General features: G+C 57.4%; 14 protein-coding genes and 1 other RNA gene. 3 read left to right on the top strand and 12 right to left on the bottom strand.

The window, feature by feature from the left end:
- Positions 1–11: 11 nt before the first annotated feature.
- The 9 genes from L1P08_RS00980 to L1P08_RS00940 form a co-directional block, all read right to left on the bottom strand.
- Complete coding sequence (locus L1P08_RS00980; RefSeq protein ID WP_303618153.1) at positions 12–437, bottom strand: PACE efflux transporter; 426 nt, start codon at positions 435–437, stop codon at positions 12–14.
- Positions 438–834: 397 nt separating this feature from the next.
- A complete protein-coding gene (locus L1P08_RS00975) occupies positions 835–1,218 on the bottom strand; it encodes a hypothetical protein (protein ID WP_303618152.1) in 384 nt (127 codons plus the stop codon).
- A gap of 355 nt (positions 1,219–1,573) precedes the next feature.
- Positions 1,574–1,951, bottom strand: an RNA gene (rnpB, locus tag L1P08_RS00970) — RNase P RNA component class A.
- A 43-nt stretch (positions 1,952–1,994) separates the two neighbouring features.
- Positions 1,995–2,720, bottom strand: a complete 726-nt coding sequence (locus L1P08_RS00965) for a J domain-containing protein (protein WP_303618151.1) — start codon at positions 2,718–2,720, stop codon at positions 1,995–1,997.
- 190 nt (positions 2,721–2,910) lie between these two features.
- A complete protein-coding gene (locus L1P08_RS00960; RefSeq protein ID WP_303618150.1) occupies positions 2,911–3,942 on the bottom strand; it encodes a hypothetical protein in 1,032 nt (343 codons plus the stop codon).
- 76 nt (positions 3,943–4,018) lie between these two features.
- Positions 4,019–4,921 carry a methylenetetrahydrofolate reductase [NAD(P)H] gene (gene metF / locus L1P08_RS00955; protein WP_303618149.1) on the bottom strand — a complete coding sequence of 301 codons (903 nt, stop codon included), beginning with the start codon at positions 4,919–4,921 and terminating at the stop codon, positions 4,019–4,021.
- Positions 4,918–5,895: an ArsR/SmtB family transcription factor gene (locus L1P08_RS00950; RefSeq protein WP_303618148.1), complete on the bottom strand. Its 978-nt coding sequence runs from the start codon at positions 5,893–5,895 to the stop codon at positions 4,918–4,920. The genes metF and L1P08_RS00950 overlap by 4 nt, the downstream gene beginning before the upstream one ends.
- A gap of 177 nt (positions 5,896–6,072) precedes the next feature.
- Positions 6,073–7,209, bottom strand: a complete 1,137-nt coding sequence (locus tag L1P08_RS00945) for a DUF2336 domain-containing protein (RefSeq protein WP_303618147.1) — start codon at positions 7,207–7,209, stop codon at positions 6,073–6,075.
- Between the two features lie 188 nt (positions 7,210–7,397).
- Positions 7,398–8,873: a catalase gene (locus L1P08_RS00940; protein ID WP_303618146.1), complete on the bottom strand. Its 1,476-nt coding sequence runs from the start codon at positions 8,871–8,873 to the stop codon at positions 7,398–7,400.
- Positions 8,874–8,969: 96 nt separating this feature from the next.
- On the opposite strand from L1P08_RS00940, the gene L1P08_RS00935 reads away from it, so the two are divergent.
- From L1P08_RS00935 to L1P08_RS00925, 3 genes are all read left to right on the top strand, one after another.
- On the top strand, positions 8,970–9,890 hold the full coding sequence (locus L1P08_RS00935) for a hydrogen peroxide-inducible genes activator (protein ID WP_303618145.1): 921 nt from the start codon (positions 8,970–8,972) through the stop codon (positions 9,888–9,890).
- A gap of 95 nt (positions 9,891–9,985) precedes the next feature.
- Entirely contained in the window at positions 9,986–10,657 is a 672-nt protein-coding gene (locus tag L1P08_RS00930; RefSeq protein WP_303618144.1) for a PilZ domain-containing protein, read from the top strand.
- 144 nt (positions 10,658–10,801) lie between these two features.
- Positions 10,802–11,227: a DoxX family protein gene (locus L1P08_RS00925; RefSeq protein WP_303618143.1), complete on the top strand. Its 426-nt coding sequence runs from the start codon at positions 10,802–10,804 to the stop codon at positions 11,225–11,227.
- 36 nt (positions 11,228–11,263) lie between these two features.
- Here the strand turns inward: L1P08_RS00925 and L1P08_RS00920 are convergent, their stop codons facing one another.
- The 3 genes from L1P08_RS00920 to rarD form a co-directional block, all read right to left on the bottom strand.
- Entirely contained in the window at positions 11,264–12,079 is an 816-nt protein-coding gene (locus L1P08_RS00920; protein ID WP_303618142.1) for a class I SAM-dependent DNA methyltransferase, read from the bottom strand.
- Between the two features lie 74 nt (positions 12,080–12,153).
- Entirely contained in the window at positions 12,154–12,735 is a 582-nt protein-coding gene (locus L1P08_RS00915) for an MOSC domain-containing protein (RefSeq protein ID WP_303618141.1), read from the bottom strand.
- Positions 12,728–13,678 carry an EamA family transporter RarD gene (gene rarD, locus L1P08_RS00910; RefSeq protein WP_303618140.1) on the bottom strand — a complete coding sequence of 317 codons (951 nt, stop codon included), beginning with the start codon at positions 13,676–13,678 and terminating at the stop codon, positions 12,728–12,730. Before rarD ends, L1P08_RS00915 begins: the two co-directional genes overlap by 8 nt.
- Between the last annotated feature and the right edge of the window lie 110 nt (positions 13,679–13,788).

Here is a 13,788-nt window from a genome sequence, read left to right as displayed (position 1 = left end):
CATTCGGAAAATCAGCTTTTCTTCAGCCCCGGCACGGGAAACACCAGGTCATATGCCCAGTTAAACGCCAGCGCATAGAGCATATAGAACAGCGCAAAACCGCCATCGATCAGCAAGGCATGCCAAAGGCTCACCCCTAAATAGAGCGCCACCAGCGGCAACATCACCAATAACAGCCCGATCTCGAACAACACCGCATGCACCACGCGAATGGCAAATGTCTTGGCCACACTGCCAAACCATTTCAGCATCCCGAGATCAAAAAGCAGGTTGTAAAGATAGTTCCAGCCCGTCGCCAGCAGCGTACCGGCAATCGCCACCACACCCATATCGTGCATCGGCTGGTTAAAAACCCATGTCCCCAGCGGGATCACAATCAGAAGCCCGACAATTTCAAAGCTGATAGCGTGACGGATTCTGTCGCCTGTTGAACGCATTACTGCCCCCATTCAAATCACCGGGTCGTCCCGAAATCATGCCCTTATGGGGGAGGTCGTCCTCGCGTGCCCCATCATAATGGGCGCACGGCATACCTGCAAGTCCGGGCAAAAAGGGGAATGACGCGGTGGCCCCCACACCTCGTGGCTCGACAGGCTCACCATGAGGATTTAGGGCCACAGTGTCATTCCCGCGCAGGCGGGAATCCAGCAGCGGGCAGTCCTGCCCGCATAAGGCTTCCTCGCACCGCCGACGCGGTGCACTGGATTCCCGCCTGCGCGGGAATGACGATGAGCATGAGAGGGACAAGAAGTGCCCCCACCCAGTCCCTTTTCCAATCTCTCCGCCGTCATTGCGAGCGCCAACGGCGCGCGGCAATCCAGAAGCGCCAGAACGTCAGTGCTTGCTCACCCTCGTTCCCATATGCTCCGCGGCAGTAAGCAAGCTTTGCGCCAAATGTCTGGCAAAATCTCGGCTCAGTTCATATTCAAATCTGTAGTAATTTTGAGGGGTAATCACAAGGCTTGCGCGCCCGTCCGCTGCTCCTTTAACCTCGAATGACCAACTGCCGCCCGCAATAGACGGTCTTTGGTTCTCCGGTATCGAAAGGTCACGATCTTCATTCTGGAGCGCTGTCTGCATGGCGACCGTTAGCTCCAAAGTCAAACCCATTAGTTCCTCTGGCGTGAGCGCTAGGTCGAGTTTCTGATCGGCATTTGAAAAGGACACGTGCACTATATCACCATCAACGGCGATGTTACGCTTGATATCTGCGGACATTTCTACCCCCCAAAAAATGGACAAAAAATATATTCAATACAAAACTGAATCAGCACATCTCTGATCAATCAAGTGACATTTTGGGCATTTTGATGAACAGCAAAAGAAAAATTATAAGTCACAATCAATAAAGCGACACCTAGAGCGTTTCCGGCCTTCCCGGAGTTGCCGAGCCGTCATTGCGAGCGCCAAAGGCGCGCGGCAATCCAGAGCCGCGAACACCGGCACTTGCGGCTCTGGATCGCCACGGCGCTGCGCGCCTCGCGATGACAAAGGATGTTTCCATCAAAGCCCGAACAGCTCCAGACGCAGGAAAGGCGCACCCCGGTTTTCGCCGCGATGCGCCCTCAAATTAAACGCCAGTTGACCTGTAAGCCGGGTTCTGTAAGGCCCATCTTGCGATAGACGCGGTAGCTATTCATCTGGGACGACTGTTACCAGCCGCCTCATGCAACCAACCCGAATGACTAGCCCGGAAACGGCCGGTGCCGAGGCACCACGTCATTCCTATTTGGTCTTGCTCCCGGTGGGGTTTACCGTGCCGGTCCTGTTACCAGGCCCGCGGTGCGCTCTTACCGCACCCTTTCACCCTTACCACCCCTTGGGGTGGCGGTTTGCTTTCTGTGGCACTTTCCCTGGGGTCGCCCCCGCCGGACGTTATCCGGCACCGTTTTTCCGTGGAGCCCGGACTTTCCTCCCCCGCTTGCGCGGCAGCAGCTACCCGGTCAACTGGCGCGATCTCTACTATAGGCCGCAGCCCATATCCGCAAGCACCGCTATGCAGGCGAGGATAACACCCCGCGCAGCCCGCGCGCCTTGGCAATGGTATCATAGGCGGCGTTGATCGCGGCCATGCGCGCCGTCGCCAGCGTCATCATTTCCTGCGGCACGCCCTTTGCCGCCAGCCGGTCGGGATGGTGCTCGGCAACCAGCAAACGATAAACCCGGCGCACCTCGCTATCCGGCGCATCCGGCATCAGGCCAAGCACCAGATAGGGATCCATGCCCTCGTTCTGCACAATGTGCCCGGCCGCGATTTGCTCGAAACGCAATTCATCGAAACCGAATATGTCACTGACATCCTTGAGATATTCCAGCTCCGCTTCATGCACCAGCCCATCCGCCGACGCGATGTGAAACAACCCGTCCAGCACATGTTCCAGCGTTTCGGGGCTATCAGCAAACAGCCGTCCGATCTTGCGGGCATAGGATTCGTAGCCAGCCACGTCCTGTTGAGCCAGGTTGAACAGCCGGGCAATTGGTTCTTCGGAACCTTCGGGAATTTGCACGGTCTCGCGAAACGCTCGCACTTCCGAGGCGGTCACAACGCCATCAGCAACCGCCATCTTGGCCGACAGGGCCACCAGCGCCAGCGTAAACGCGGCATCGCGGCCACCCGGCAGCCAGTTGTCAGGATCGAGCACCGACGTAAGCGAACGCGCAATGTCGGAACCTTGGGGGAAAGAACCCAGAAAATCGCTTATTCGCTGCCAGACGGACACGGCCAGCTCCTGCTTCAATCAGACCATCACCAGACACCGCCTACCCCCCGGAGACGCTGATCAATCAAAAACCGGCAGCTGTTCTCGACAAGAATCGAAAGCAGCGTCCGAAGGGTGAATGTAAGGTACGTACGGCAAATGAAAAGAGCACGGGCGACATTGTTTTCACCCCCGTGTCACCTTGGGCCGATTATTGCAGCAAATCCATACGGATACCGCTGCCCCGCCGCGCAGGCAACTGCTCCTCAAAACTCCCCGAACGGCGAAAGCCGACAGGCCGCTGCTCCTCGCGCCACAACTCATAAAATTCGCTGTCCGAGGAATCATCCGCAACAAACCCGCCCGGCTCGAAGGTCTCAAGCTGCTGCCCACGGCGCAGCCGCGGGTCATCGCCCCAAACGGGCTGGCGGTCAGAATAATCCTCAAATGCAGGTGCGCGGCGTCCAGCCGCCCGCAGATTGTCAACGCTGGCGCGCACCTCGTCCTCAAATGTCGCCACCGAACGGCTTGCACGCACAGGCGCGGGCGGCCGCATCGATGCAGGCAGTGGTTTGGGTGCGGTCACCGCCACAGGGGCAGCCTGCGGGTCGGCCACTGCAACACTCAAGGTTTCGCTGTCACTGCCGCGCAGTTGCAGCGGTTCAGCAGCTTCAACCTGTGTGGCCGTGTCGCTACTATCCGTCGCCACCACCGGCACGGCGGCAAGCGCCGTGGTCTCGGCAGGCCTATCAGTTTTGGCCGTTTCCGTTTCTGCCGTAACCGTCTTGTCAGCGGCATCAGGGGTAATTTTCACGGGCGCCGGGGCCATCCGTTGATCACCCACCACGCGGATTGCCAAAGGCACAACCGGTGTCATTTGCGCACCCGCCTGCGCCGGCTTTTCCGGCTCGGCCAGCGCCACATCCTTTGTCTCGGTGTCTTTCGTCACCGCATCAGCCACCGCCGTTTCAGGCTCAGGCGCTGCAATCGTTGGCACAGAGATATCAGGCATAACAGCAGGTGGGGTCTCAATCGGCGCACGGTTCGCAACAGGCGCTTCAAATACGTCCTCCACGACCGGTTTCTTGGCCGGCATCGGCCCGAAAAAAGGTTCCTTGCCCGCGTCAACTGCGGCCATCGACACGCTGTTCTCAGGCGTCGAAAGCACCATGTCCACGCTTGGCACACCAATGACAAGCGCCAAAGCGCCCCAGGCAAACCAGCCAGTCAATCGACGATTCATCAGAAATCCCTTAGTTGGCGCCCCCGCCAAAAATTCATGAAACCCGTTGAAAATGGCCGTTTTATGAAAAGCGGCGCTAAACGGCCCGCCGCCCCAGCACCCGCGCCAGCGCCAGCACAAGTTTTGCCCGGTTCATCGTATAGAAATGAAACTCGGTAATCCCTTGATCCACCAGCTCCGTCACCTGTTCGGCAGCCACGGCCGCGGCAACCAGCGCATGGGTTTCAGGGTCATCCTCCAGCCCCTCAAACCGGTCACCAAGCCAGCTGGGCACCGATGCGCCACACCGGGTGGCAAAATTCGCCACCTGCTTGAAACTGTGAATCGGCTGGATACCCGGCACAATCGGCGCGGTCACACCCGCCTTTTGGGCCCGGTCCACAAAGCGCAGATAATCGTCATTGTCAAAAAACATCTGCGTAATCGCCCGGTCGGCACCCGCATCAATCTTGCGCTTCAGATTATCGATATCCTGATCCCAGTCCGGGCTTTCCGGATGCTTTTCAGGATAAGCGGCAACAGAAATATCAAAATCACCAATCCGCCGAATTCCAGCCACCAGTTCAGCCGCATTGGCATAGCCATCCGGGTGCGGCTCAAATTTTTGCCCAACCCCTGCCGCCGGATCGCCGCGCAGCGCCACAATCCGCTTCACACCTGCCGCCTTGTAGCCGCGCACAACCTCGTCCACCTCGTCGCGCGACGCGCCAACACAGGTCAGATGCGCGGCCGCATTAATCCCCGTTTCAGATGAAATCTTGGAAACCATGCGCAAGGTGCGCTCCCGCGTCGAGCCACCGGCCCCATAGGTCACCGAAACAAAGCGCGGGCTGAGCGGGGCCAGGCGGTGCAAACTGCCCCAGAACCGGTCTTCTGCGTCATCGGTTTTCGGCGGGAAGAACTCAAAGCTCAATTGCAAGGCGGGGCGGCTTTCACCCGGCAAGCGGCTCACCCGGCCCGGTGCTACGGCGTCAGTCATTCATTATTACTCCTCCGGCCCAGATCGCCGGTATTCTTCAATGTCCAAAGACAGACAGTGAGGTTTTCACGCCCGCTCTTGTTGGGAAAATCCCTGAACCCGGTCACGTCCAGCCCTGCCGAGCGCGCCCAGGTTTCCATCTGCACCTGCGACAGCCCCAGCCGCCGATGGGCGTTCTCGGTGCGCAGAAATTCAAGCTCATGTGGCGCAAAATCGACGATAATCATCTCGCCACCCGGCTTCAGGGCGCGGCGTGCCGTGTGCAATATGTTTCCCGGATCGTCGAAATAATGCAGCACCTGATGAATGATGATCAGGTCCGCCGGCCCCGCATGGGCATCAATTTCTGTAATGTCCCCCAGCCGGATATGCGCATGCGAAATATTCGCCGCCACCAGCTTGGCCCGCGCCACGGCAATCATCTCGCGGCTGGAATCAACCCCGACGCCCCGCTGATATTTCTCGGCCAGCAGTTCCAGCATCCGTCCGGTGCCCGTGCCCAGATCGAGCAACAAATCCAGTTTGCGCCCGCCCACAGCTTCAAGGATCGCCGCTTCCACGGCTGCCTCGGGCACATGCAGATTGCGCAACGCATCCCAGCTGCCGGCAACTTCAGCAAAATAGGCCGCCGCCTGCTCGCGCTGCCCCTCGCGCACCCGCTGCAAACGCAACATGTCATCGGCCACCTGCGGGTCATCCTGATCCAGCAAATCAACCAGATGCCGCGCCAGCACCGCCCGCTCGCTGTCATCCGACAAGCCGAAATAGGCCCAGGCCCCTTCCGCATGCCGCACAATCAGCCCGGCCTCCGCCAAAAGCTTCAAATGCCGCGATACCCGCGGCTGACTTTGATCGAGAATTTCGGTAAGGTCCTTCACCGAAAGCTCACCGGCGGCCAAAAGCGCAAGCAGGCGCAGGCGTGTCACCTCACCCGCCGCTTTCAGCACATTCACCAGAGAATCAAGACCAGCCACTTACCACTCCAATCATATAAAGATATCTTTATATGAACGAGCGCGACCGGTCCAGACCATTTCCGCGATGCCATCGCATAAACTTAAAACCCGCATTTTGCAGGGGCAAAACGCGGGCTTAATGTCTGGCAGTTTTAGGGTAGTTTCAGCTAAGTTTTAAGTTGGTTTTAGCCTCTTTTAGGCAACCTCTGGCTGGCGCTCTTCCCGCGTTCCACGCTTGCGGAATGCATGCGCACGCCACAGATCAAAGATGCCAATCGCTTCTTCAGCACTCAGCGCATCGAAGTTTGCCCGCACATTGCGCACTTCCTCAAGCTCCGGAAAATCACGCCAAGGCATTACCGTAATCAAACCCTCAAACAGGTCATTGGGCAGGCCATAGGCCCGGCAAGCCACTGTCATTGCGACATAATCCTGCGTCGCCAGCCATTTGACCAAGACTTCAGGCGATACCCGCAACAACATCGTCAGGGCTGCCGCTGCGTGATGGCCATAGCCAAACCGGGCAAACCGCGACAAGGCACGGATATCCAGCTGACGCCGATCCGACAGCGCTTTCACCTGGTTCCACGACAATTTCCACTCGCGGGCATTAAACCCGGCACTATTGCGGATCCGGTTATAAACCACAGCGCTGACAGTCCCCAGCGTACGGCGGTTTGAAATCACCTCAACCAGACCAAGCTGCTCAAGAACCTTGCCGCCTGCGGCACTGATTTCATTGCGCAATCCGTTCCAGTCGATCTCGCGGCGACCGCGCAAATCGGTTGCCAGCTCGCTGTCTTTTGCAGCGCGCTCAACCAGCTTTTCAAGCGTACCTTCGCCCAGTTGCGCCGCCTTGTTGCGCACCAGCTCAACCACAGAAGCCCGGCCGCCACGGTCGACAATCGCCTCGCCAACCCGTTCGCCGACAGCCTCCCGCGTCGCAATCGCGACCCGGTGGTCTTCACTTTGATTATTCACAATCTCGATAAGGTCATCATCGGAAAGCACATTTGAGAATTCGAGCAATGGCCGCGCGACGTCAATCGTATCGCTTGCCAGCTTGACCACAACGGTGCCCGGGGCCCGGTCCAGCCGCGACAGCACACCGGCGACATGCGCCCGCGCCTCGCTTTCAACGAGTTCCGCCAATTGGCACAGAACCTCGTCATACTGGGCAACCTGTTCGTCGTCGCAGCGCTCAGAAACATGGGAAAAAAGTTGCGCCATGTTGCGGAACAACTGGTCGCGTTCCGTTTCGTTGGCGTCGCCATTCAACACGCGAAATGTCGCAAATGCTTTTGCCTTGGCGCGATCTTCTATCTCAACCATTCAAACCTCCCGGCGCTATGCCGTTGACCTGGAAGCATTGCACCACCCAGTATGTGCGTGGATTGAAAAGTGACGACAGTTTTTGAATCAAAATTACATCAAATGCGACCTAAAATCCGGGCCGGGCAAAGCAAAAACCCCGGAGCGCATGCGCACCCCGGGGTCTGGTTTCAGCCGTTTGACCAAAATTATTCAGCAGCGACCGGGTTGGCCTCATACTGATAGGCATCCTTGAGTGCAGCGCGCACCCCATTGCCATAATCCTTGTGCACCCGGTCAAAATGCACCAGTTGCCGTTCGATGATCTCGCCCGGCACGCCGGCCATCGCCGCTGCGATATTGGCGTAAAGCCGGGACTTCTGGCCGTCATCGAACAGATTGAACAGCGCGGTCACCTGACCGTAATCGTCATTGCCGATCCGGTGATTATACCGGTCTGCATCACCATCAATCTTGAGCGGCGGTTCTTTGACACCGGGATTTTCAACCGCACCGCCCATGGAATTGGGCTCGTAATAGGCATCCGTCGCACCGGTTTTGGGGCCCATGAAATTCATCGGACCATCCTTGTGATAGTGATGCACCGGCACTTTGGGCGCATTCACAGGCAGCGCTTCATAATGTGTGCCGAGGCGATAGCGATGCGCGTCCGCATAGGAGAACACACGCGCCTGCAGCATTTTATCCGGCGAATGTCCAATACCGGGCACCACATTCGATGGCGAGAATGCTGCCTGCTCGATCTCTGCAAAATAATTGTCCGCATTGCGGTTCAATTCCATCACACCAATCTCGATAGGCGGATATTCCGCATGCGGCCAGACCTTGGTCAGATCGAAAGGATTGTACGAGGTCTTGTCAGCATCACTTTCCGGCATGATCTGAACCTGCACGGTCCATTTCGGGAATTCACCGCGATCAATCGTGCCAAACAGCTCTTCCTGGTAGGTCTCGCGGCTTTCGCCAATAACCTTGTTCGCTTCAGCATTGGTATAATGCTTGTGGCCCTGCCGGGTTTTGAAGTGAAACTTCACCCAGAAGCGCTCATTGTCATTATTCCAGAACGAATAGGTGTGTGAGCCATAGCCATTCATGAACATCGGCGCCACAGGCAGACCCCGGTCCGACATCAAGATGGTAACCTGATGCAACGATTCAGGGGACAGCGACCAGAAATCCCACATGGCGGTTGTCGAGCGCAAATGCGTGCGCGGGTGCCGCTTCTGGGTATGGATGAAGTCGGGGAACTTCAGCGGGTCACGCACGAAAAAGACCGGCGTATTATTGCCCACAAGGTCCCAATTGCCCTCTTCGGTATAAAATTTCAGCGCAAAGCCGCGCACATCGCGTTCAGCATCTGCCGCACCCAGTTCACCCGCCACGGTTGAGAAACGGGCCAGCATCGGCGTTTCTGCACCAGGCTGCAAAGCCTTGGCGCGGGTATATCTGGAAATGTCGCCGGTAATCTTGAGCGTACCGAATGCGCCCCACCCCTTGGCGTGCACCACACGCTCGGGAATACGCTCGCGGTTCTGATGCGCGAGCTTTTCAATCAACTGATAGTCCTGCATCAAAACAGGCCCGCGTGGGCCGGCTGTCTGGGAATTCTGATTGTCGGAAACGGGCGCGCCTGCACTCGTCGTCATACCCGGTTTATCGGTCATGAAAGCCTCCTCAATGAATGTGTGCCCCAGTTTAGACCCATTCAAAACAATAAGGCCAATTGATTGATCTTTGATTTGTGATAAGATTATCTAATAATGAGTATCACCTTGAAACAAATGCGCTATGCGCGCGCCGTGGCCGAAGAAGGTCATTTCGGGCGTGCCGCCGAGCGCTGCAATGTCACCCAGCCAGCCCTGAGCCAGCAAATCCATCTTCTTGAACAGATCTGCGGCACGCCCCTGTTTGACCGCGCGGGCAAACGGTTCCGCATCACCCCCTTCGGTCAGGAATTCATCGCCCGGGCCACCACTATCCTCGGCGAGACGGAAGCGCTGATCGGCTTTGCAGCAACCCATAGCGGCAAGCCCGCGCGGGCTTTGCGGTTCGGCATCATTCCAACGGTCGCCCCTTATTTACTGCCCGAACTCTACCCGGCGCTTCGTCAGCAGATGCCCGGCATGGATTTCGCCATCAGCGAAAGCCGCACCGAACACTTGCTGGCGGAACTGGATATCGGCAATCTCGATATTGCCCTGATCGCAACCGACCCGCCGGCCACGGCCCGCCTCGCCCGGGTTGCCTTGTTTGCCGATGCATTCGTTCTGGCGACCGGCCCATCCACCGAGATTGCCGACCCGATCGATCTCAACACCTTGCCGCAGGATCGCATTCTATTGCTCGATGAGGGGCATTGCTTCCGTGACCAGGCAATGGAGGCCTGTGCCTTGCGCGGTGCCGATGCGACACGCACATTTGCCGCCACCTCGCTTTCGACCATTGTCGAGTTCGTTGCCAATGGTCAGGGCATGACGCTGCTGCCGGCCATCAGCCTGAAAAAGGAAACAGCCGACCCCCGGATCACGATCCACACCCTGGCCGCGCCGGGCGCAGGACGCACCCTGTCCATGGTCTGGCGCGAAGCCACTCCTTTTACCAACCTGTTTCTGGAAATCGCCAAACTCGTCAAATCGGCGGGAGAAACACGCCTGTCGGAGGTATTACCTGCCAAGGCCTGAAACAAAGTCGCACATGCGAACATTCTTGATTAATGAAGGTTTAAGCAGTTTGTCGTCTTATTTGATGGTTAATTAAAAAATTTGGGTATCGATCCATGTCGATTAGCCTTTTTTCTGACGCCTATACTGATAAGCCTGCTGACAAACTTCACGACATCCGTTTTGTGGGGCCGATAGAGGGCTGCTATTCGCTGCCGCAACGCACCAAAAGCACTGATGGCAGCCCGAACGTTTTTGCTTGCCGCTCACAAAGCATTTCAACACACCACGTGGTGCTGCAAGCCCCTGTTCCCGATGAAATAGAGAACCGCGTCAGCCTGAAACTTCAGGATTTCAACATTCTCAAGGGCACGATAAGCCGCGTTTTTGCCGGCGGGTTTGCTGTCGATATCGAGGCAACCGATACCGAGCGTACCGAAATTGCTGCAAAGATTGACTGGATCAAGAAGCGCCGCTTCAGATCGTTCCGGGACAAGCGTGACCGCAAGCGCATTACCCCACCCAACCCGCAATCGGCAATCACCATGCCTGACGGCGACATCAAGGAATGCTTTATCATTGATGTCTCCCAGTCCGGCGTTGCCGTATCTGCTGATGTCACGCCAAAAATCGGTTCACGTGTCGCTATCGGCCGCGCACCCGGCACTATCGTTCGCCATCTCGAAGTCGGCTTCGCCCTTAAATTCGATACGATGCTCGAACTCGATCAGATGGACCACGTATTCTCGTGGTCGTTGAACTATCTGAAGGAGGATAACGCCGACTGACCTGCCAGGCACACCTTCTCGGTTCCCGAAGAGAATTGCCCGACTGGACACAATTACCGAACAGCCCATTCAAAACAATTCGGATTAAATGACCAATCAAAACTGATACTCAAGCGCTCCCGTTTGCACAGAGAGGTCATATCCATGGCAAATAACGTCGTAATACTTATCGGGCGCATCCTGCTTGCCGCCATGTTCATCATGTCAGGCCTGGGCAAGTTTCTTGACCCCGCCGCCACCACAGGCATGATCGCCCAGGCCGGATTTCCCGCACCCGCCGCCCTCAACTATCTCGCCGGACTGTTTGAGCTCGTCGCCGGGCTGGCAATCCTCATTGGCCTTTACACCAGCATTGCCGCCTATGCTCTGGCAGCTTTCTGCATCTTTGCCGGCTTGGTGTTCCACGGCGGCGCGATCGTCGTCCCCGGCTTCCCGGATGGCGCCAACGCGATGCTGAGCATGTTCAACCAGCTGTTGATGATGAAAAACTTCACAATCGCCGGCGGCTTCCTTGTGCTCGCAGCCTTCGGTCCCGGCGCGCTTTCCCTCGACGCACGCCGCAGAGCCTGAATTTGAGAATAGCCGCCCGACAAACGATCCGGGCGGCTATTTCAATCGGGACACAACAAGATGGCCCGGCGTTGGCGCACCATCCTGCATGCGCACATTGATCTCAAGCATCTCGATCAGTTCAAACCCGGCATCGGCCAGAGCGTCGCCAATATAGGTGGCAGAATGGGCAAAGCGCTGATGCGGCGCTACCTTGAACGAAGCGCCGTTGAATTCATCAGCGCTCAGGGTTTCGGACGAAAAGACAAACACCCCACCCGCTGTGAGATTGCCCGCAGCACCACCAAAAAGCGGCTGCAACTCGCCAAGATATGGCAGCACATCTGCCGCAATCAGCAAATCAAAGGGGGCTTCATCATTATCGGCAAGGAACGCCTCCACATCGCCGGTATAGAGCCCCTCATAAACATCCTTGGCTTCAGCCACATCGATCATGTTCTCCGACAGATCGATACCAATGATTTCCGTTACCCGCTCCCGCATCGCCTCTGCCGCAAGCCCGGTGCCGCAACCGAGATCCAGCATGCGCGCAAAAGGCCCCAGCCCCAAGGCACCGAGCCGCTCGCTTATCAGGCCCGGCACGCCATAGCCAAGCTGATCCACCAGAATGTCTTCGAACGCACCGGCCTGCTGGTCGAACAGCGTTTCCACATAGGCCTCTGACGCTCGTTTCGGTGTTTCCCCGCGTCCAAGCGCTGCCATGCGCACAGCGGCACCACCGTGATCAGCCGGGTCCATCACCAACACTTCCGCATAGGCCGAAGCGGCAGCATCGGTCTCCCCCGCTTTCTCCAGCGCCAGCGCCCGGTTATAGGCCTTAGCCAGTTCTTCGTCGTCAATCTTGCGGTTCATATATCCTGCCTGTTCGAAAGCTGAAGCTCAAAACCCGGCCATGCGCGCGCCGGCTTCAAGGCACACGGCACATTCTAGCCCGGATATATACATTGTTCCCAGATAATAGCTGTCAGACTTTCGCCGGGTTTGATTATGCCTTCGCGTTCCACCCAGCCAACCAGGCCGCGACGATGCCGGGCCACTTTGGGAAACGCCATCTCCAGATCCTCGCGCCCATCAAACTGGGCGGCAATCGAACGGCCGGAAAGCCGGCACGGGCCATTATCACCATCAATGCGTATGGTCACGCCACCATCGAAGATCAGCAGCGTGCGGGGCGGCAGCAGGCTGAAATGCGGAATGCCGGAAATGACAATATTTCCGCCAATCCACTCGGGTTTGAGATGAGGGATATTCATGTCCACAGCGACCGCCGCCAGCTCGTCATCGGCCAGAAGTGACAATTGACGCTCATTGCGCATCTCGGTGCCGCGTGGATACCAGGGTTCGCGCGCGCCGCTGTCACGCAGCAAACCGGCATGGCGATCCCCGGGAATGCCCTCATAAGTCAGAGTGAGGGTATCCACAGCCTCGGTTACAAAACTGCCCCCTGTCGCCCGGAAAATTCCGGTGACCTGCCCCTGTTGTTTGCGGTGCTTAATGAACTCAACCATGGTCGCGTAACGCCCGTGCCTTGCGGCCCCGCTGATAGGAATCAAACGAATAAACCGCCAGCGACGCCCAGATCATTACAAAGCTCGATAGCTGTACCAAATTGAGCGCCTCACCAAACAGCCAGATCGCCATCAGAAAATGGATGGATGGGGCAATATACTGGAACATGCCCATGGTCGACAACGGCAGACGCCGCGCCGCAAACGCGAACAGGATCAACGCTCCCGACGTCGCAGGCCCGGTCAGCAAAAGCAGGAAGAATATCCAGGGATCCGCATATTCAGCACCGCCGGATGTCACAAACCGGAACACCATATAGGCCAGCGCCAGCGGCAGCAGCATCATGGTTTCAATAAACAGGCCCGGCACCGAGCCCACATTCACCGTCTTGCGGAAATAGCCGTAAAACCCGAACGACAGCGCCAATTGCATGCTGACCAATGGCATGCCGCTCAACCCCATCGCCTGAATGACAACCGCGATGGCGGCAATGCTGATCGCCAATTGCTGCCAGCGGTTCATACGTTCGCCCAGCAGCACCATGCCAATGGCAATACTCACAAGGGGTGTGATGAAATAGCCGAAGCTGACCTCAAGCACCTTTTCATTGTTCACCGCCCATACAAAAGTGAGCCAGTTGATCGCCAGCAAAACCGCCGAAATGAAGATGCCGCGAACAGCGCGCCGATCGCGCAGAACGTCGCGCACTTCGGCCATGCGGTGCCGTCCGATCAAGATGCCCCCAACCAGCAGGAACGACCAGACAATCCGGTTGGCCACAACATTGACCGGATCGACGCTTTCAAGCGCGCGGAACAGAAGCGGGAAAAAGCCCCAGCCGGCATAAGTGCTGAATGCAGCAATCAGCCCAAGCCGGCGATCACCATCATTATTGTGCATTTGCGGACGCGTTACGACGCCACCGCTTTCGATAGATGCCATTACCTTCGCCTCAGCCCGATATGGGCGCCTTGTCCCGGCTATCTCCTAGCAGCGATTCCCTGCCCCAGGCCAGTCAGCCTTTGTGATGTCAGCAAACGCTTTCGGTGATG

Source organism: Mariluticola halotolerans (assembly GCF_021611515.1).
Classification (GTDB): domain Bacteria; phylum Pseudomonadota; class Alphaproteobacteria; order Rhizobiales; family Devosiaceae; genus Mariluticola; species Mariluticola halotolerans.
This window is presented reverse-complemented; position numbering and strand designations above follow the sequence as displayed.

What these genes read in the sequence shown, in the direction of transcription:
- L1P08_RS00960 (WP_303618150.1), bottom strand. Translation starts at nt 3,942, where the DNA reads ATGAATCGTCGATTGACTGGCTGGTTTGCCTGGGGCGCTTTGGCGCTT.
- metF (WP_303618149.1), bottom strand. Translation starts at nt 4,921, where the DNA reads ATGACTGACGCCGTAGCACCGGGCCGGGTGAGCCGCTTGCCGGGTGAA.
- L1P08_RS00930 (WP_303618144.1), top strand. Translation starts at nt 9,986, where the DNA reads ATGTCGATTAGCCTTTTTTCTGACGCCTATACTGATAAGCCTGCTGAC.
- L1P08_RS00975 (WP_303618152.1), bottom strand. Translation starts at nt 1,218, where the DNA reads ATGTCCGCAGATATCAAGCGTAACATCGCCGTTGATGGTGATATAGTG.
- L1P08_RS00920 (WP_303618142.1), bottom strand. Translation starts at nt 12,079, where the DNA reads ATGAACCGCAAGATTGACGACGAAGAACTGGCTAAGGCCTATAACCGG.
- L1P08_RS00980 (WP_303618153.1), bottom strand. Translation starts at nt 437, where the DNA reads ATGCGTTCAACAGGCGACAGAATCCGTCACGCTATCAGCTTTGAAATT.
- L1P08_RS00940 (WP_303618146.1), bottom strand. Translation starts at nt 8,873, where the DNA reads ATGACCGATAAACCGGGTATGACGACGAGTGCAGGCGCGCCCGTTTCC.
- L1P08_RS00915 (WP_303618141.1), bottom strand. Translation starts at nt 12,735, where the DNA reads ATGGTTGAGTTCATTAAGCACCGCAAACAACAGGGGCAGGTCACCGGA.
- rarD (WP_303618140.1), bottom strand. Translation starts at nt 13,678, where the DNA reads ATGGCATCTATCGAAAGCGGTGGCGTCGTAACGCGTCCGCAAATGCAC.
- L1P08_RS00935 (WP_303618145.1), top strand. Translation starts at nt 8,970, where the DNA reads ATGAGTATCACCTTGAAACAAATGCGCTATGCGCGCGCCGTGGCCGAA.
- L1P08_RS00925 (WP_303618143.1), top strand. Translation starts at nt 10,802, where the DNA reads ATGGCAAATAACGTCGTAATACTTATCGGGCGCATCCTGCTTGCCGCC.
- L1P08_RS00945 (WP_303618147.1), bottom strand. Translation starts at nt 7,209, where the DNA reads ATGGTTGAGATAGAAGATCGCGCCAAGGCAAAAGCATTTGCGACATTT.